At 74.2% G+C, this 18,899-nt stretch carries 15 protein-coding genes; 7 read left to right on the plus strand and 8 right to left on the minus strand.

From position 1 onward, the window contains the following. Positions 1–53: 53 nt before the first annotated feature. From BLV02_RS11980 to BLV02_RS12010, 7 genes are all read right to left on the minus strand, one after another. Positions 54–1,712, minus strand: a complete 1,659-nt coding sequence (locus BLV02_RS11980; RefSeq protein ID WP_083289253.1) for a PucR family transcriptional regulator — start codon at positions 1,710–1,712, stop codon at positions 54–56. 88 nt (positions 1,713–1,800) lie between these two features. Next, positions 1,801–2,919, minus strand: coding sequence for an o-succinylbenzoate synthase (gene menC, locus BLV02_RS11985; protein WP_069115146.1), 1,119 nt, complete (start codon positions 2,917–2,919; stop codon positions 1,801–1,803). Positions 2,920–2,924: 5 nt separating this feature from the next. Beyond that, positions 2,925–4,571, minus strand: coding sequence for a serine hydrolase domain-containing protein (locus tag BLV02_RS11990; protein WP_069115145.1), 1,647 nt, complete (start codon positions 4,569–4,571; stop codon positions 2,925–2,927). Continuing rightward, positions 4,555–5,760 carry a diaminopropionate ammonia-lyase gene (locus tag BLV02_RS11995; RefSeq protein WP_069115144.1) on the minus strand — a complete coding sequence of 402 codons (1,206 nt, stop codon included), beginning with the start codon at positions 5,758–5,760 and terminating at the stop codon, positions 4,555–4,557. Before BLV02_RS11995 ends, BLV02_RS11990 begins: the two co-directional genes overlap by 17 nt. Position 5,761: 1 nt before the next feature. After that, positions 5,762–6,604, minus strand: coding sequence for an HpcH/HpaI aldolase/citrate lyase family protein (locus BLV02_RS12000; RefSeq protein ID WP_069115143.1), 843 nt, complete (start codon positions 6,602–6,604; stop codon positions 5,762–5,764). Then, positions 6,601–7,578, minus strand: a complete 978-nt coding sequence (locus BLV02_RS12005; protein ID WP_069115142.1) for a hotdog family protein — start codon at positions 7,576–7,578, stop codon at positions 6,601–6,603. Before BLV02_RS12005 ends, BLV02_RS12000 begins: the two co-directional genes overlap by 4 nt. Next, positions 7,575–9,050: a leucyl aminopeptidase family protein gene (locus BLV02_RS12010; RefSeq protein WP_083289252.1), complete on the minus strand. Its 1,476-nt coding sequence runs from the start codon at positions 9,048–9,050 to the stop codon at positions 7,575–7,577. Before BLV02_RS12010 ends, BLV02_RS12005 begins: the two co-directional genes overlap by 4 nt. A gap of 231 nt (positions 9,051–9,281) precedes the next feature. Here BLV02_RS12010 and BLV02_RS12015 point away from each other — a divergent pair, with 231 nt between their 5' ends. From BLV02_RS12015 to BLV02_RS12030, 4 genes are read left to right on the plus strand one after another with little or no spacing between them, the layout of a single operon-like run. Further along, positions 9,282–10,430: a M20/M25/M40 family metallo-hydrolase gene (locus BLV02_RS12015; RefSeq protein WP_069115212.1), complete on the plus strand. Its 1,149-nt coding sequence runs from the start codon at positions 9,282–9,284 to the stop codon at positions 10,428–10,430. Then, positions 10,427–11,284, plus strand: a complete 858-nt coding sequence (locus BLV02_RS12020) for a GNAT family N-acetyltransferase (RefSeq protein WP_069115141.1) — start codon at positions 10,427–10,429, stop codon at positions 11,282–11,284. The genes BLV02_RS12015 and BLV02_RS12020 overlap by 4 nt, the downstream gene beginning before the upstream one ends. Beyond that, the gene (locus tag BLV02_RS12025; RefSeq protein ID WP_069115140.1) at positions 11,281–12,600 is read left to right on the plus strand and encodes a M20/M25/M40 family metallo-hydrolase; all 1,320 of its coding nucleotides are present in this window, start codon (positions 11,281–11,283) and stop codon (positions 12,598–12,600) included. Before BLV02_RS12020 ends, BLV02_RS12025 begins: the two co-directional genes overlap by 4 nt. Before the next feature lie 10 nt (positions 12,601–12,610). Continuing rightward, positions 12,611–14,089 (plus strand): M20 family metallopeptidase, encoded by a 1,479-nt coding sequence (locus tag BLV02_RS12030; RefSeq protein WP_069115139.1) that lies wholly within the window; start codon positions 12,611–12,613, stop codon positions 14,087–14,089. Here BLV02_RS12030 and BLV02_RS12035 read toward each other — a convergent pair. Further along, entirely contained in the window at positions 14,046–14,789 is a 744-nt protein-coding gene (locus BLV02_RS12035; RefSeq protein WP_216094615.1) for a FadR/GntR family transcriptional regulator, read from the minus strand. The genes BLV02_RS12030 and BLV02_RS12035 overlap by 44 nt on opposite strands. Before the next feature lie 145 nt (positions 14,790–14,934). On the opposite strand from BLV02_RS12035, the gene BLV02_RS12040 reads away from it, so the two are divergent. From BLV02_RS12040 to BLV02_RS12050, 3 genes are read left to right on the plus strand one after another with little or no spacing between them, the layout of a single operon-like run. Beyond that, on the plus strand, positions 14,935–17,043 hold the full coding sequence (locus tag BLV02_RS12040) for a dipeptide ABC transporter ATP-binding protein (protein WP_216094614.1): 2,109 nt from the start codon (positions 14,935–14,937) through the stop codon (positions 17,041–17,043). Beyond that, complete coding sequence (locus BLV02_RS12045) at positions 17,040–17,948, plus strand: ABC transporter permease (RefSeq protein ID WP_069115138.1); 909 nt, start codon at positions 17,040–17,042, stop codon at positions 17,946–17,948. Before BLV02_RS12040 ends, BLV02_RS12045 begins: the two co-directional genes overlap by 4 nt. Then, entirely contained in the window at positions 17,949–18,896 is a 948-nt protein-coding gene (locus BLV02_RS12050; RefSeq protein ID WP_069115137.1) for an ABC transporter permease, read from the plus strand. Positions 18,897–18,899: the final 3 nt, after the last annotated feature.

Below are 18,899 nucleotides of genomic sequence, written 5' to 3' on the forward strand. Positions count from 1 at the left end.
GTCGTGACACCAAATCGCGGGCGCGGGTCCGCCGTGCGCCACAACGCGGCCGGTCAGGAGCGCATGAACAGACGGAACTGGAGCATCAGCGACAACCGCTCGTCGCCGTCGTCGAGGTCCATCCCGGAGATCTCGCCGACCCGCCGCAGGCGGTAGCGGAACGTGTTCGGGTGGACGTGCAGGGACGCCGCCGCGGCGATGTTGTCGCCGAAGTGGTCCAGCCACGCCCGCAGCGTCGGCACCAGGCCGGACCCGTGGCGGGCGTCGTGCTCGACGAGCCGGGCGAACGGACTGCTGAGGCTCATGCCGCGGGCCGACACCAGGTCGGTCATCTCCATCATGAGCAGTTCGAAGGCGTGCTCGACCGTCGAGCACACGCGGTCGCCGCCGGGCGAGCTGCGGGCCAGCCGCAGGGCACGGTCGGCGTCCTCGCGCGCCCGGGCCAGGCTGCCGGCGTCGGGGGCCACCCCGCTCACACCGATGACCGCGGCGGACTGCCGCCCGACCCGGGCCAGGAAGTCCTTCGCCATGCGCTGGCCGCGGTCCGACTCCGGATCGGAGCCGGCGCCGGCGGGGAGCGGCACGATGCCGTAGACGACGTCACCGACCAGCGCCGCGGAGGCGCCCCGCTGGCAGGTGCCGAGGTACATGTCGAACGCGTCGCCGAGCCGCAGCAGCTCGGCGGCGCGGTCGGCATGCAGGCGACCGGGGTCGTCCTCGCCGTCGGGGAGCGCGACCGCGAGCACGAGCAGCGGCCGGCGGGGCAGGCCCAGCCGGGCCGCGACCTCCTCGGCCTCCGGCCCGCCGGCGAGGACCTGCGCGGTCAGGTCCGACCGCATCCGGCGCTCCACGTTGGCGTTCGCGCGGTGGCTCAGCAGGTGCACGGCGACGGTGCCCTGCAGGTCGCGGAAGTGCTGCATCCGATCGTCCGACAGCGGCCCGGGGACCGCGGCCCACACCGAGCCGAGGATCTCGTCGCCGGCCCGGATGCCGAGGACGACGCGGGGCATCGACCACCCGCCGTGTCCGCTCTCCGGTGGTTCGACGAACAGCGCCTCCTGGGTGCGGTAGAGCTGGCGGAAGATCCCCCGCTCCTGGAGGTCCTGCGTCGCCCACGGCGTCACCTGCCGGTTGAGGATCGCGCCGACCCGGGACGGGTCGGCCTCCTCCTGGCGGATCGAGAAGGCGAGCACCCTGGAGTCGCGGTCCTCGACGGTCACCGGCGCGTCGAGGATCTCCGCGATCGCGTTCGCGAGGGCGAACAGGTCGCCGGTCGGCACGCCACCGAGCGGCGCGGCGCTGATCGGGCTGGACGCGCCGCTGACCAGGGGCGCGAGCGTGGCGGCGAGTTGCATCCACGACCGCTCTTCGCCGAGCGTCAGGATCGGCGCGCCGACGGCCCGCTGCGACAGCGACGCGAGGACGTTCTCGCGGACGACGAGGGCGCCGCCGTCGCGCCGTGCGAGCTGCTCGAGCAGCCCGGTGAGCTGCTCACCCGGCTGGACCCCGACGCCCAGTACGAGTGGACGTGGCGGCCAGGCCAGCTGGTCGGCGGGATCGTGGATCACCAGGCCGTCGACGACGCGGCCGAGGTCCTGGCCCTCGAACGCCGGCCGCAGCAGGGTGTGGCCGGCATCCTCCAGGATGCGGGCCAGCGTCGTGGAGGGTCCGTCCGATGCGGCGGGCCAGTCAGGGTGATCCGGGCGGCTCACAGCGACGATGGTACGGGGACGTGGACGCCGGCGTCTGTGTCCCCGCACCAAGGAGCGGCCCGGTCTGGTGTGACCGCACCAAGATGGATCATCCGAGCGGCAACCACTCGGTGTGGACGGTCACCGACTCGAGGATCTCCGGGTCCGGCTCGACGCCCAGGCCCGGGCCCGTCGGCACCGGCATGAAGCCGCCCTGGAGCTCCAGCGGCGGCGTGATGTCCTGCCGGTAGAACCGGGACGACGCCGACACGTCGCCGGGGAGGAGCATGCCGGGCAGCGCGGCGAGTGCGGCGTTGGCGGCCCGGCCGAGACCGGTCTCGACCATGCCGCCGCACCAGACCGGCACGTCGTGGGCGCGGCAGACGTCGTGCACGCGCCGGGCCTCGAGGTAGCCGCCGACCCGGCCGGCCTTGATGTTGACGACGCGGCACGCGCCGAGCCGGATCGCGTCCGCGGCGGCCCGGGCCGACGTGATCGACTCGTCCAGGCAGATCGGGGTCCGCAGGTGGCGCGCGAGCTCGGCGTGACCCAGCACGTCCTCCTCGGCCATCGGCTGCTCGATCAGCAGCAGGCCGAACTCGTCGAGCCTGCGCAGCTGGTCGACGTCGGCCAGCGTGTACGCCGTGTTCGCGTCGACCTGCAGCGCGACGTCGCCGAACGCCTCCCTGACGGCGGCGACGGCGGAGACGTCCCAGCCCGGCTCGATCTTGAGCTTGATCCGCCGGTAGCCGTCGGCCAGGTACGCTCCGACCGCGGTGACCAGCTCGTCGAGCGTGTCCATGATGCTCACCGAGACACCCGCCGGCACCGACGTGGCGACCGCCCCGAGTGCGCGGCTGAGCGGCACCCCCAGACCACGTAGCTCGGCGTCCCAGACGGCCATCTCGAGCGCCGCCTTGCTCATGCGGTGGCCGCGGAAGCGGGCCAGCGCGGGCGCGACGAGGTTCACGTCGACGTGCGGCAGGTCGCGCAGTGCCGGCACGAGGAACTCGCGCAGTGTCGTCATCGCCGCCTCGACGTACTCGGAAGCGTAGAGCGGGTGCGGCGCGGCGACGCACTCGCCCCAGCCCTCGGCCTCGGACGTGACGGCGCGCAGGATCACGACGTCCTTGGTCGTCTGGGTGCCGAAGGAGGTCCGGAACGGCGCCACCAGGGGCAGCCTGAGTCGCCGCAGTTCGATGCCTTTCAGCGTGGCCGTCGTGCTCATCGGTGTCACCTCTGGTCGGGTCGGGTCAACGGGATCTCGGCGTACGCGACGCCCGCCTCGCCGGCCGTCAGCACCTCGCCGGTCGCGGACACGTAGCGGTCCGGGCCGGCGGCGCTGAGCTGGAGCGTGATCGGGTCCGCGAGCGATCCCCGGCGGGGCAGGTCGATGACCGCGCGGCCGTCGTCCTGACGCAGGCGGTACGGCGCGATCGGGACGTCCGCGATCCGCGAGGTGTAGTCGCCGAGGAGGTGCGGGGGGAGCGCCGAGGGCCCGAGCTCGGGGACGACGGTCCGGTACCGGACGTCGCCGGTGCCGGCGTCGAGCAGGTAGCGGACGTGTCCGGCGGCGTCGCGCAGGAAGATCAGGCGCCTGCGGCCTCCCGGGTCCTCGCCGGGCACGGTCCCGGTCAGCTCGCCGTCGAGATCCACGACGGCCTTCTCGGGCTCGACCTGCACGAGCCCGCCGTCGCGGACGACCAGCTCGACGACGTCGCCGAGGCGGCCGACGTACCTGCCGGCCAGCTCGTCCACACGAGGCGGCGGAGCCGGCGCGGCCGCCGGCGGCGGGGCCGGCGCCGGAGCGGTCACGGCCGAACGATCACCGGCCGCGAGCCGCCGGACGATGTCGGCGGCGAGCTCGTTCTGGACGTCGTGGTCGACGGCGTTGGTGAGCACCGCCCCGCCGATCCCGGCGTCCGGCAGCCAGAACACCTGGCAGAGGAAGCCGAAGCCCGCCCCGCCGTGATGCAGCACCCGCACCCCGGGTGCCCAGCGGTCGATGTAGAGGCCCAGCCCGTAGCCCTGCGTCTGCAGGTCGGTCAGCCGGGGGAAGTCGAGGTGCTGGCGGATCAGCTCGGGCCGGAGCACGTCCTCGCCGTCGCGCAACTGGAACCGCAGGTAGCGCAGGACGTCGTCGACGCTCGTGTAGAGGCCGCCGGACGGCACCATCGGCACGCGCCGGGGGAGTTCGCGGCCCGCCCGGGCGAACGTCCGGGAGTGGCCGAAGGCCCGGTCGGCGTCGGCGTCGAAGACGTCGAAGTCGAACGTCGACCGGGTGAGCCCGAGCGGGTCGAAGAGCCGCCGGCGCATGAAGTCGGGGAACGTCTCCCCGCCGGCCTTCGCCGCGATGTGGCCGGCGAGGTCGATCCCGAGGTTGGAGTACTCGTGGTGGTGGCCCACCGGGAACCGCAGGTAGGTCTGCGGGATGGTCGAGAGATGCTCCTCGAACGTGGCGTCCCCGACCTCGTAGTTGGACCCGACGGAGGCCTCGTGGGTGAATCCGGCGGTGTGGGTCAGCAGGTGACGCAGGGTGATGCGGCGCTCGGGATGGTCCTCGTGGTCGCTGCGCACGGTGAACTCCGGCAGGTGCCGCAGGATCGGCTCGTCGAGGTCGACCAGGCCCTCCTGCACGGCGAGGAGCACACCGGTCGCGGTGTAGAGCTTCGACGTCGACTGGACGCTGAACATGGTGTGGACGCCGACGGCGCGCGCCGGTGGCGGGGCGGTGCCGGCGCGCGTGCTGCCGAAGCCCGCGGACCACAGGACGCCGTCGGCGTCGCACAGCCCGATCGCGACGCCGGGGATCTTCCGCGCCGCCGCCTCCCGGGGCACGACATCGGTGAGGTGAGCGATGAGCTCATCGATCTGTGGCATGGTCCGGCTCCCGATCGTCGTCTGCGTGCATGGTGGCCGTCCCGGCGAGGATCGCGTCGTACCCGGCCGGATCGGTGACTCCCTCGGTGTCGAACAGGACCACCGTGGAGCTGGGGCGCAGGAGCGACCCCGCGCGTGAGTCGAGCCGCAGCCGCCGCAGGCCGGCCAGGCTCGCCGCCCCGCTCTCGCTGCTCGCGATGCCGACGGCGGCGAGGTCGCGGACGGCCGCGACCGCCTCGAGGTCGGAGACCCGGGTCGCCGCACGGACACCGCGCTGGAGCATCGGCCACGCCGCGAGCGAGACCTCGCCGCAGTTGAGGCCCGCCATCGTCGACTCGTGCGGCCCCGGGACGGTCACCCGCTCACGGGCGGCCAGCGACTGCCACAGGCAGTCGGCCGCGGCCGGCTCGACCGTGACGACGCTGCACGAGCCGCTCGCCAGACTGCGGACCGCGGCCGAGGCGAAGGCGCCGACGCCCACCGGCGTGAGGGCGACGTCGATCGAGGCCTCGGGGCCCAGCGCCGCGGCGAGCTGGTGCCGCGTCTCGGCGAAGATCGTCGAGTAGCCGAGGACCACGGCCTCGGGGACCCGGGTGTAGCCGGGCCACGAGGTGTCCGACACGAGCAGTTCGCGGCGGCCGTCGGCGCGGGCTCGCGTCGCCTCCTCGGCGGCGCGGCGCACGGCGTCGTCGTAGGTGCCGGCGACCACCTCGATCTCGGCGCCCTCCCGGCGGATCGCGTCGACGCGCGGCCCGGCCATGTCGGCGGGCACGAAGATCCGGCTCCCGAGTCCGAGCAGGCGGGCCACATGCGCGACGGCGCGGCCGTGGTTGCCGTCCGTGGCGGTCGAGAGCACCACGGTGGAGCCGAGGGCGCTCGCCGCCTCCGTGAGGGCGCCGAACGTCGGGAACACCGGCCGCTCGAGCAGTTCGGCGATCACCGCGCCGACGGCCCAGCTCGCGCCGACGACCTTGAACGACGGCAGGCCCAGGCGCTCCACTTCGTGCTTGACGAACACGTGCCCGACACCGACCTGCTCGGCGATCACCGGCACGGAGACGAGCGGGGACTCGGCGAATCCCGGGATGGACCGATGGAAGCGCTCCACCACGTCCGGAGGCCGTTCGGTCCAGCCCTCGAGGGCCGACCACGCCGGGTTCCACAGGACGTCGCTCTCGAAATGGGCCATGTCAGTTCTCGTCCTCCGCTGTCTCGTGGGCCGCCGTGCCGGCAGCGGCGACGGCCAGGATCCGGCGCGCTCGCTCGACGACGGGGGCGTCGACCATCAGGCCGGACGTGGCCACCGCGCCGTGCGCGGCGCCGCCGGCGGACGCGATCACGCCCTGTGCCCAGGCCACCTCGTCCGGCGTCGGCGCGAACGCGGAGCGGATCGGCTCGACCTGCAGGGGATGGATCGCGAGCTTCCCGGCGAAGCCCTCGCGGCGCGCCCGCCTGGCGTCGGCGAACACGGCGCCCGGGTCGCGCAGCGCCCTGGTCACCCCGTCCACCGGCGCGGCTCGTCCGGCTGCCCGGGACGCCAGCAGGAGCCGGCACCTGGCGTGGGTCACGACGTCGGACTCCTCGTCGCAGCCGAGATCGGCCGCGAGGTCGACGGTCCCGAGGAGGAGCCGCTCCACCCGATCGGCGGTGACGATCGCCGAGACCCGCTCGACACCCGCGGCGGACTCGATGAGCGGCGCCACCGGCACCGTGAGCACCTCGCGCACGGCCTCCAGGTCCGTCGCCGACTCGACCTTGGGCACGACGACGCCCTGGAGGCCCGCGCAGTGTGCGAGGCCGAGCACGTCGTCGCGATGCCAGGACGAGCCGGCCGGGTTCACCCGCACCCAGGCCGATCCGCCGGTGGAGAGCCAGCCCACGACGTGGTCGCGCGCCGGCTCCTTGGCGGCCGGCAGAACGGCGTCCTCCAGGTCGCAGATGACCTGGTCGGCGCCGCTCGCGACGGCCTTCGCGAAGCGGTCCGGCCGATCGCCGGGCACGAACAGCCACGCCGGGCCGCGGCCGGCGCTCATGCGACCAGCGCGGCGAAGGTCCAGTCGAGCACGGCGCCGCGGCCGGCCACTGACGTCTGGGTGTTGAGCACGGCGATCGCGCTGCCGTCGCGGTACGGCGTGAGGCCCCGCACCGTGACCCGGCTGTGCACGGTGTCGCCCTCGTACACCGGCGCGACGTGGTCGCAGGCGAACCACTCGGTGACGGTCGCGAGCCCCGGGACCGCGCGACACGTCTGGCCGAGAGCGAGCCCGATGGTGTGGCCTCCGTACACGAGACGCCGTCCGCCGGCCCGTTCCGCGTCGTGGTGGACCGCGGCGACGTTCACGCTGAGGCGCGCCAGCTCCGGCGCGCTCGAGACGACGTCGCCGGCGGCGAGATCGCGGACCTCGCCCACGACGAGGCGCTCGGCGGCCGGCCGCAGCGGCTCGAGTGACCAGTCCGCGAGCCACTCGGGCGCGGCGGCCGCGGCCGGCACCGGCGGCGCGCTGAACAGACCGGCGGCGTCGTCCGGCGCGGCCGCGGCGGCCTCGGCGCCGGGGCGGCAGGGGAGGAGCGCGCAGCGGTCGAAGCCGAGGACGACCCGCCCCGTCTGGTCCCGGGTCAGGATGCGCAGCACCACCTTGCCCCGCTCCGGCCGGTCCGCCCGGGACCGGACCCGGCGGGTGGCGACCACCTCGGCGGACGTCACCAGCGTGTCGCCGAGGTAGGGCGTCGACCGTAGCCGCAGCCCTCGGTAGAAGAGGTTCGCGACCACCTGGCGGGTCACGACGCTCGACTGGCCGATCGCGACGTCCCACACCACACCGGGATGCGCGAGACCCGCACGTCCGGTGACCGCCTCGGCGAGGGAGTCGTCGAGGCAGAGCGGCAGCCGGTCGCCCAGGATCGCCCGGTGCTGCGCCTGCAGACCGGCGTCCAGCGTGACGGCCGGGCCGGTGAACACGTCGCCGGCGGTGAGATCGTCGAAGTAGGGACCGTCCACGACGCTCACGCGGCCCCCTCACCGGCCGCGACACCGCTGGAGCGGGCGGCCAGGAAGCGGGTGAGCAGCCGGACCCCGCGGCCGTTGGCGCCGGCCGCCCAGCGGTGGTCGGCGGCCGGGTGCATCACCGTGAGCCCGAGATCCACGTGCGCCCACGCCACGCCGGACGCGAACGGCTCGAGGTAGAGCGCGGCGGTGATGCCGCCGTACGGCTGCGTCGCGTCCGGGTCGAAGTTCCGCGCGTCCGCCACATCGGAGGCCAGGCCGGACCGATACGGCTCCCACCGCGGCATCGCCCAGCCCGGCTCGCCCGACGCGCTCCCGGCCGCCAGGACCTGTGCCAGCAGGGCGCCGTCGGTACCGAACCCGGCCCAGATCTGCGGGCCGAGGCCCGTGCTCGTGGTCAGGGTGGCCAGGTCGACGATCGCGGCGGGGTCCGCCTCGGCGGCGTACGCGAGGGCGTCGGCGAGCACGAGCCGCCCCTCGCAGTCGGCGTCGGTCACCTCGACCGTCCGGCCACCGCGATGACGCAGGACGTCACCGATCCGGGTGGCGGCCGGACCCGGCATGTTCTCAGCGCACGCCAGATAGCCGCGCACCGGCACGTCGGAGCGCAGGCCGGCGAGCGCGACGAAGGCGCCGAGGACGGCGGCGGCGCCGGACATGTCCGCCTTCATGGTCAGCATGCCCCGGGTCGGCTTGAGCGAGATGCCGCCCGCGTCGAAGGTGATGCCCTTGCCGACGAGCGCCGTGTGCGGGCCCGCGTCGTCGCCGCGGCGCAGCTCGACCAGGACCGGCGGGTACACGCTGGCGCGCCCGACCCCCAGCAGCCCGCCGAACCCGTCCCGCTCCAGCATGTCCTGGTGGTGGACTCGCACCTCGAACCCGAGAGCCTGCCCGAGTTCCCGGCAGACGGCCGCCAGCCGCTCCGGGACGAGCTGGCCCGGTGGTGCGTTGACCAGGTCGCGCACGAGGTTGGCGGCCGCGCCGAGGACGACCCCTTCGCGCACGGCCTCGTCGGAACCCCAGTGCCGGACCGGTGCCGGATCGAGCCGGGCGAGCAGGTCGGCGACGGTCCAGTCGACGTGGTACCGGTAGCTGCCGAGGACCCAGCCCTCGGCCGCCGCGGTGGCACAGGCCGGGTCGTCGTCCCAGCAGCCGACCGCGTCGAGCACCGTCGCGGCGGACCCGCAGCGCCGGGCCGCCGCCATCGCCGCCTCTCGCACGTGGTGGAAGGGCAGCTCCGGCAGCGGATCGCCGACGACCACGTAGACGAGGTCGGGGCCGCCGACGACGGGGATCCGGGCCACGTCACCGGGTTCGGTCAGGCCGGCGCGACGTCCGATCTCGCGCACGTCGGCCGCGACGCCGGCATCGGCGAGGAAGCGGACCAGTGCGGACGGCACCTCTGCGCCGCGGCCGATGGGTACGACGACCGTCCCGGCCTGCAGCGCCGGAGCGTCCGCGCCCTGCTTGGTCACCTGGGTCCTCCCGATGCGTCGCCACCGCTGTGTTCCGTGCCGTAGCAGGACGCTAGCCGGACGAGGACGGCCGCCGTCGGTGTCGGACACCTAGGTCGCGCCCGGCTTTTGATGTCGAGCCACAAGAGCCGCCTCCGACCCGGCTGAGACCCTGACGGCCGCAGATCAAGCGCCGGAGGGACCCATGAACGCAGCACCATCCGCCGGCCCCGTGACCGCCGGGGCTCCGTGGTGAACGATGTCCACCCCCGCGTCGCCGCTGCCCACGACCGGCTCGCCGAGGTCGTGGCGGACTCGGGCCGGCTGATCCGCTGCGAGTCGCCGTCGGCCGACCTTGCCGCCGTCGCCCGCAGCGCCGACCGCGTCGCGGAGGTCGGCGCGGCCATCGTCGGCGCCCGGCCCGAGCGGATCGTGTCGGCCGGCTGCGTCCACCTGCGCTGGCGGTGGGGAGACGGCCCGCGCCGGGTGCTCGTGCTCGGCCACCACGACACCGTCTGGCCGCTGGGCACGATCGACGCCATCCCGTTCGAGGCCGGCGACCGGATCCGCGGGCCCGGTTGCCTGGACATGAAGGCCGGGCTCGCGCTGGCGTTCCACGCGATCGCCGGCCTCGACGATCCGTCCGGCGTCACCCTCCTGGTCACCGGTGACGAAGAACTCGGCTCCCCGACCTCCCGCGAGCTGATCGAGGCCGAGGCCGAAGGATGCGCGGCGGTCCTGGTGCTCGAGGCCGGCGCCGACTCCGGCGCCCTGAAGACCGAGCGCAAGGGGAGAGCCCACTACGTGCTGACGTTCACCGGCCGTGCCGCGCACGCGGGCCTGGAGCCGCACCTCGGTGCCAACGCCCTGACCGCGCTCGGCAGCGCCGTCGGCAGGGTCGCCGCGCTGGCTGACGACACCGAGGGGACCAGCGTGACGCCGACCGGCGCGGAGGCGGGAACGGCCGACAACACGGTGCCCGAGCTGGCCACGCTGAGGATCGACGTCCGCGCGCGGACGGTCGCGGAACTGGTGCGGGTCGACACCGCGACCCGGGGCCTCGTGCCGGCCGATCCCGGCGTCGCTCTCGAGGTGGCCGGGGGCATCGACCGCCCGCCGCTCGAGGCCACGATGACCGCCGGGCTCTTCCGCCGCGCGAGCGCGCTGGCGGAGGGCCTGGGCCTGGCTCCGCTCACGGGCGCCGCCGTGGGCGGCGGCTCGGACGGCAACCTGACGGCAGCCGCCGGGGTGCCGACGCTCGACGGTCTCGGAGCGGTGGGCGGGGGAGCGCACGCCCGCCACGAGTGGGTCGACACGGCGCTGCTCGGCGACCGCCTCGCCCTGCTGACGGCGCTGATCGAGGACGTCCTCGCGGAGACCGGCGCCGGGGACCTTCCATGACCCTGGACCGTCCGCGGCGCTCGCTGGACACCCCGCCGGGCCCCGGTGTCACCGTCCGGGAGGCGACCGAGGTCGCCGAGTTCGAGGCGGTCAGTGCCCTGCTCCGCCGGGTCTGGAACCGCTCGCCCGGCTCCTCCCAGGTCACGGTCTCGCTGCTGCGTGCCCTCAGCATGACCGGCAACTACGTCGGTGCGGCCTTCGTGGAGGGCCGGATGGCGGGCGCCGCGGTCGCGTTCTTCGCGCCGGACGACGGGTCGCTGCACAGCCACATCACCGGCGTGGACGCCGAGTGCCGCGCCCGGCACGTCGGGTTCCTGCTCAAGAGCCATCAGCGCACCTGGGCGCTGGAGCACGGCATCCGCTCGGTGACGTGGACGTTCGATCCGCTGGTCTGCCGCAACGCCTACTTCAACCTGGTGAAGCTCGGCGCCCGGGCGACGGCCTATCTTCCCGACTTCTACGGGCCCATGCACGACGGGCTCAACCGGGGCGAGGAGAGCGATCGGCTGCTGGTCGAATGGGACCTGCTGTCGTCCGACGCGGTCGCCGCGGCGGACGCACGCTGGTCGCGGCCGCCGGTGGGGGAGCACCCCGCGCTCATCGAGGTCGGCGAGGGCTCGCTGCACGTGGCGCCGTGGGCCGGCGGCGCCGCGTTCGTCCCCGTGCCGGAGGACATCGAGCAGGTGCGGACCGACGATCCCGGGCTCGCGCGGGCCTGGCGCCTCCGCGTCCGTGACGTGCTGGCCGATGCCATGGACCGCGGCGCCGAGATCACCGGCTTCGACCGGCGCCGCGGCTACCTGATCGCCCCCGCACCCGCCCCGCCGGCGGGACCGACGTCAGGAGCACGATGACCACCCACCCCGACGTCGTCACCATCTGTTCCGAGCTCATCGCCATCGACACCAGCAACTACGGGAGCCGGGGCGGCAACGGCGAACTGGACGCCGCACGGTACGTCGTCGGCCTGCTGCGCGCGGCCGGCTACGACCCCGAGCTCATCGTCTCCGAACCGAACCGGGCCAACGTGGTCATGCGGGTCGCGGGGACCGATCGCACGCAGCCCGGGCTGCTCGTGCACGGGCACCTCGACGTCGTCCCGGCCGAGCCCGGCGGCTGGACCGTGGCACCGTTCGAGGGCCGGGTGGCGGACGGCTACGTCTGGGGCCGCGGGGCGAGCGACATGAAGGACATGGTCGCGATGATGCTCGCCACCCTCAGGCGGTGGGCCGCACGAGGCGTCGCGCCCCGGCGGGACGTGGTCTTCGCCTTCGTCGCGGACGAGGAGGAGGACGGCGCCCTCGGCGCCGAGTGGCTGGTGCGCCACCGGCCCGAGCTCTTCGACGGGGTCGCGGCGGCGATCGGCGAGGCGGGTGGGCAGGCCGTGCCGGTGGAAGCGCCCGACGGAACGGTCCGGCGGTTCTATCCCGTCGCGGTGGCCGAGCGCGGCTCCCTGCATCTGCGCGTCCGTGCGAGCGGGACGGCCGGTCACGGCTCGCGCCCCAACCCGGACAATCCCGTCGCCCACCTCGTGACCGGGCTCGCGCGGCTCACCGAGCACCGCTGGCCCCTGACGCTGACGCCACCGGTCCGGCGTCTGCTCGACCTCACCACGCAGGCGCTCGGCCTCGACGCCGATCTCTCGTCCGCGGAGGGCATCGAGGCCGTCCTGGACCGCATCGGGCCATTGCGTGAGGTCGTCGAGCCCGCGCTGCGCCCCTCGACCGCCGTCACCGTGCTCGACGCCGGCTACAAGTACAACGTCGTGCCGGGTGAGGCCCATGCCGAGATCGACGTGCGGTCACTGCCCGGCGGTGAGGCGGAGCAGCTCGCCACGATCGACCGGCTCCTCGGACCCGCGTTCACCAGGTCGTTCCTGTCGTATCGCCCCGCGATCGCGACAAGGTGGGACACCCCGTGGTTCGACGCCATGGCGGCGGCGGTCAGGCGGCACGACCCGGATGCCGTGGTCGTCCCCTACTGCATGGCCGGCGGCACCGATGCCAAACCGTTCGCCGAGCTCGGGATCGCCGGCTTCGGGTTCTCGCCGCTCGGCCTCGACCCGGACGGCCGGACCCCGGCGGGCATGCACGGCGTCGACGAACGCGTGCCGGTCGCGGCCCTGGTCCAGGGCCTGGAGCTGCTCGACGAGTTCCTCCGAACGGTGTGAGGAACGGCGCATGAGTCGTTCGGCGGCCATCGATCGTGCCTCGCGCCACCTCGACTCGGGCGCGCTGCTCGCCGACCTGCGCCGCAGGGTGGCCGTCCGGACCGTGAGCTCGGACCCGCGGAGCGGACGCGCCCACCACGACTACCTGACCCGGGAGATCGCGCCGCAGCTCGCCCGGCTCGGCTGCGCCGTACGCATCGTCGACAACCCGGTGGAGGGCGCCGCACCCTTCCTCCTGGCCCATCGCCACGAGGACGACAGGCTCCCGACGGTGCTGACGTACGGGCACGGCGACGTGGTCGACACCGACGAGGCCGACTGGGGCGCCGGCCTCCGGCCGTGGCGGGTCGTCGTGCGGGGTGAGCGCTGGTACGGCCGCGGCACCGCCGACAACAAGGGCCAGCACACGATCAACCTGGCCGCCCTCGAGCAGGTGCTGGCCGCGCGCGGCGGCCGGTTGGGGTTCAACCTCACAGTCCTGTTCGACATGGCGGAAGAGATCGGCTCGCCGGGACTGGACGAGATCTGCGCCGGCCTCGGCGACGAGCTGAGCGCCGACGTGCTGATCGCGTCGGACGGCATGCGGGTGGCCGCTGGGCGGCCCACGATCTTCCTCGGCTCCCGGGGCGAGCTCGACTTCACGCTGCGCGTGCGGCTGCGCGACGAGCCCTACCACTCCGGCAACTGGGGCGGCCTGCTGCGCAACCCCGCGACGGTCCTGGCGCACGCCATCGCCGTCCTGGTCGACGACCGCGGCCGCGTGCTGCCGGCCGGGCTGCGACCTCCGCCGCTGCCCGGCTCGGTGCGACGCGCCCTCGCCGGCATCCGCGTGGACGGCGGGCCGGGGAGCCCTCCGATCGACCTCGACTGGGGCGAGCCGGATCTGACGCCGGCCGAACGCGTCTACGGCTGGAACACCCTGGAGGTGCTGGCCATCGGCGCGGGGTCCCCGGGCGCGCCGACGAACGCGATCCCCGGTCACGCCGTCGCGCACTGCCAGCTGAGGTTCGTGGTCGGCACCGACTGGTCGGCCGCCGGGACCGTCCTGCGCGAGCACCTGGACCGCCACGGCCTCACCATGGTCGAGGTCGACGTCGGCGCAGGCGTCGCCGCGACCCGAGTCGACCCGGACAACGCCTGGGTGCGGTGGACCGAATCCTCGCTCCGGGAGACGACGGGCGCCGACCCGGCCCTCCTGCCGAATCTGGGCGGCACCCTGCCGAACGCCGCCTTCGCCGACACCCTCGGCATCCCCACCATCTGGGTGCCGCACTCCTATCCGGCCTGCGCGCAGCACGCTCCCGACGAGCATCTGCTCACGCCGCTCGCGCACGAGGCACTGCGGATCATGGCCGGGCTGTTCTGGGACCTCGGCGACCTGGGCGCGCACGGCGACGCCTGGCGGGAACGGCTGGAGCGCCGGTGGGGCCCGGCCGACCCGGCGGTCAGCCCGGCTGCGTGGTCGTCTCGGGGTGAGGCTCCTCGGTGAGCTTGGACTCGATGCCGACGTAGTGGTCCTGGATGGCCACGCGCGCCTGGTCGGGATCGCCGGCGAGGATGGCGTCGAGGATGGCGGCGTGCCCTCGGTAGGCGTCCATCGGCGTGCGGCCGCGCGTCGGCGGGGCCGCCGCGTGGAAGGCCTGCCAGAACAGGTCGAACAGCCGCAGCAGCATGGTGTTGTCGAGGTCGCGGAACAGCAGCTGGTGGAACCGGCGGTCCTGCTCGGCGAAGGACTCGCCGCGTTCGGCCAGCCCGCGCATGGTCTCGAGGGTCTCGCGCAGGGCCGCGACGCTCTCCGCCGACATGGCCTGCATGGCGTCGGTGATGAGGGCCGATTCGAGCGTCTTGCGCAGGGCGGCCAGTTCGCGCAGGGCGCGCTGGCCCTGCATGAGGCCGTAGGGGAGGTGGTCGAGCAGCGGGGCGAAGGAGAAGTCGCGGATGTACACGCCGCTGCCACGGCGCGTCTCGACGACGCCGGTGGACTCCAGCGCCTTGACCGCCTCGCGGACCGAGTTGCGGCTGACGCCGAACAGTCTGGCCAGCTCGGACTCGGACTTGAGGGGATCGCCGGGGCGCAACCCCTCCTTGAGAATGTAGTTCCTGATCTCGTGCTGCACGATCTGGTGCAGCGGGACTCTGTTGTCCAGGCGCCGGAAGTCCGGCTCCGTCTCGTCCTGCTGAGTCGCCACGCTCTGGCTCGCCCTCCCGTTCGGTGCCGATCTGTAGGATATCTTGCGACCCTTGACACCATCAAGCCCCGACCCTACCGTTGCGAAAACTGTAGGACATCTTGCAGAAATCCCCCGTCCAACCGGAGCGGCAAGGAGGTCGTCGGTGTCTGGTGGAACCCTCGAGGGCTCGACCCGGAACGGAGCCGTCGCGCCCGGTCACGGCGCCGGCCGGCCGGTGCTGAGCCTGCGCGACCTGGTCGTGGAGTTCGCGACGCCGGCGGGTGTGGTGCGCGCGGTCGACGGGATGAGCTACGACGTCCTCGGCGGCGAGACGCTCGGCATCGTGGGGGAGACGGGGTCGGGCAAGAGCGTGTCGGTGCTCGCGGCGCTGGGCCTGCTCCGGACACCGAACCTGCTCAGGGTGTCCGGCGCCGCGATGCTCGGTGACGTCGACCTGCTCACGCTGCCCGAGCCGGAGCTGCGGCGGCGTCTCGGCCGCGACGTCGCCATGATCTTCCAGGACGCGATCTCCGCCCTGAACCCCGTCCAGCGGGTCGGCCACCAGATCGCCGAGGCGCTGCGGGTGCACGACCGCGCGCTGACGACCGCGGCGGCGCGGGCACGGGTCGTCGAGCTGCTCGACCTGGTCGGCGTGCCGCACGCGGACGCGCGCTACGAGCAGTACCCGCACCAGTTCTCCGGCGGCATGTGCCAGCGGGTGATGATCGCGATGGCGATCGCCAACCGCCCGCGGGTGCTGATCGCCGACGAGCCCACCACGGCGCTGGACGTCAGCGTGCAGGCACAGATCCTGGACCTGCTGCGGGTGGCGCGGCAGGAGACCGGCGCGGGCGTGGTGATGATCACCCACGACCTCGGGGTGGTCGCGGAGACCGCCGACCGCGTCGGCGTCACCTATGGCGGCCGGATCGTCGAGACCGGCGACGTCACCCAGATCTTCACCCGGCCGCGGCACCCCTACACGGCCGCCCTGCTGGGCGCGCTGCCGCGGCTGGACACCGCGGCCGGGCGGCTGCTGCCGATCCCCGGCCAGCCGCCGGACCCGAGCGAGCTGCCGCCCGGCTGCGCCTTCGCGCCCCGCTGCCCGATCTCGCGCGGCCGCTCCGTGTGCACCGAGGAACGGCCCGAGGCCTCGCCCGGCGCGGACGGCGACGGCGTGAGCGCCTGCCATTTCCCGGACGAGGCCGCGGCGCTGCTCACCCGGACGTCCGGCACGGGCGACACCGCCGCACCGGCGGACGAGGACGCAGCGGGCGCCCCCGTGCTCGACGTCCACGAGGCCATGGCGCGCTTCCCGGTGCGTTCCGGCGTGCTCGCGCGGCCGTCCGCGTGGGTGCACGCGGTCGACGGGGTCTCGCTGCGGGTCCCGGCCGGGCGCACGCTCGGCCTGGTCGGCGAGTCCGGCTGCGGCAAGACCACGCTCGCGCGGCTGGTCCTGCGGCTCGTCGAGCCGACCGGCGGCCGGATCCTGGTCGACGGCCGCGACGTCGGCGCGGCGGGCCGGTCGCAGCTGCGGCAGATCAGGCGCAGCGCGCAGATGGTGTTCCAGGACCCGTACGCGTCGCTGAACCCCCGGCTGAGCGTCGGCGACAACGTCGCCGAGCCGCTGCGGCTGCAAGGGGTGTCGTACGCGCGCCGCCGCACCCAGGTCGCCGACCTGTTCACCCGGGTGGGGCTGCGCACCGAGCACGCCGACCGGCTGCCGTCGGAGTTCTCCGGCGGCCAGCGCCAGCGGGTCGCCATCGCGCGGGCGCTGGCGTCGCGGCCGGGGCTGCTCATCCTCGACGAGCCGGTGTCGGCGCTGGACGTGTCCGTACAGGCACAGGTGCTGAACCTGCTCGCCGACCTGCAGCGCGAGTCCGCGATGGCGTACCTGTTCGTCAGCCACGACCTCGCCGTGATCCGCCAGGTCGCCGACGAGGTCGCGGTGATGTACCTGGGCCGCATCGTCGAGTCGGGGCCGGTGCGGCGGGTGTACGACGACCCGCGCCACCCGTACACGCGCGCGCTGCTGGCGTCCGTGCCGGTGCCCGATCCGGTCGGACGGGCCGATCGGCGGCGGGTGCCGCTGGGCGGTGACGTGCCCAGTCCGGTCGATCCGCCGTCGGGTTGCCGGTTCCGGACCCGCTGCCCGATCGCGGCCGGCGTCTGCGCGGAGAAGGAACCACCGTTGCGGCTGGTGGCGGGCGGGTACACGGCGTGCCACTTCGCGGAGGAGACGGCCGAGCTCACGCGGCAGGTGGCCGGATGAGCGCGGCGACGAACCCGCCCGCCTCCGCGCCGGCCCGGCGCCGGCGGCTGGCGGCGCTGCGCCGGTTCAGCCGGTCCCGGTCCGCGGTCGTCGGGGCGGTGGGGTTGGCGCTGCTGGTCGCCGTGGCGCTGCTGGCGCCCGTGGTCGCCCCGTTCGATCCGGCGGCGCAGGACGGCGAGCCACTGCTCGGCCCGTCCGGCGCGCACCTGCTCGGCACCGACCAGCTCGGCCGCGACATCCTGTCGCGCCTGATCTACGGCGCCCGCGCCTCGCTCGTCGCCGCCGCCGGCGCCGCCGCGGTGGGCGCGGGCATCGGGGTGCCGCTGGGGCTGCTGGCCGGCTACCTGGGGAGGTGGGTCGACGCGGTCGCCATGCGGCTGGTCGACCTGTTGCTCGCGGTGCCGGGGATCCTGCTCGCGCTGGTCATGATCGTGGTGCTCGGCCCCGGCCGGTTCAACCTGATCCTCGCCATCGGCATCGGCGCGGTGCCGGAGTTCGCCCGGCTCACCCGGGTGGCCACGCTCGGCATCCGCGACCGCGACTTCGTGCTGGCGGCACGCGGCATGGGCGCGAGCACGCCGGACACGATGCTGCGCACGGTGCTGCCGAACGTGCTCGGCCCGATCGTCATCCAGGTCGTCGTCACCGCGTCGATGGCGGTCGTGGTCGAGGCCGGCCTCGCCTTCCTCGGCCTGGGCACCCCGCCGCCGGCGCCGTCGTGGGGCGGCATGCTCCAGGACGCGCGCTCGTACCTGTACCAGAGCCCGAGCTACGGGCTGTTCCCCGGCCTCTGCCTGGTGCTCACCGTGTTCTGTCTCGACCGGATCGGGCGCGGCCTGCAGCTGGCGGTGAGCGGCGGCAGCCCGCACCTGGGGACGCGCGTCACGAGCGGAGGTGCGGTCTAGATGCACGGCCACCTGATTCGCCGGCTGCTGCAGTTCGCGGTGGTGCTGGTGCTCGGCTCGATCGCGGTGTGGGCCTTCACGTTCGCGCTGCCCGGCGACCCCGCGACGGTGCTGCTCGGCCCGGACGCGAGCGAGTCCGAGCTGGCCGCGACCCGCGCCCGGCTCGGCCTGGACGGCTCCATCGTCGAGCAGTACCTCTCCTGGATCGGCCACGCCGTCGGCGGCGACCTGGGCGCGTCGTACTACTCCGGCCAGCCGGTGGTCCGCGAACTGCTCGACCGGATCCCCGCGACGATCCAGCTGGCCGGGTTCGCGATGACGCTGACGTTGCTCATCGCGGTGCCGGTGGGCATCGTGGTGGCGCTGCGCCCGCACTCGGTGGCCGGCCGGGTGCTGCAGGGCTACCTCACCGCGGGCCTCGCGGTGCCGACGTTCTGGCTCGGCCTGCTGCTGATCATCGTGCTGGCCGTGCAACTGCAGTGGCTGCCGGCGTCGAGCGACTTCGTGCCGATCTGGCGCGACCCGGCCGGCGCGCTGACGGCCACGATTTTGCCGGCCACCGCCATCGCCGTGCACACCTCCAGCGTCACCGCCCGCTTCCTCGCGACGTCCGTGGGTGAGGTGATGGGCAAGGACTACATCCGCACCGCCCGGGCCAAGGGCGTGCCCGAGCGCGACGTGATCCGCCGCCACGCGCTGCGCAACGCGTCGCTGCCCACCGTCACCATCGTCGGGCTGCAACTCGGCAGCTTCCTGGGCGGCACCGTCGTCATCGAGGCCGTCTTCAACTACCCCGGGCTGGGGCGGCTGCTCTACACCGCGATCGGCGAACGCGACTACGCCCTCGTGCAGGGCGGCGTGCTGTTCGTCGTGGCCACGTTCCTGCTGCTCAATCTGCTGGTGGACGTGTTCTACGCCGTTCTCGACCCACGTATCCGGCTGACCTGAGCT

The sequence above is a fragment of the Jiangella alba genome, assembly GCF_900106035.1.
In the GTDB taxonomy this organism is placed as follows: domain Bacteria; phylum Actinomycetota; class Actinomycetes; order Jiangellales; family Jiangellaceae; genus Jiangella; species Jiangella alba.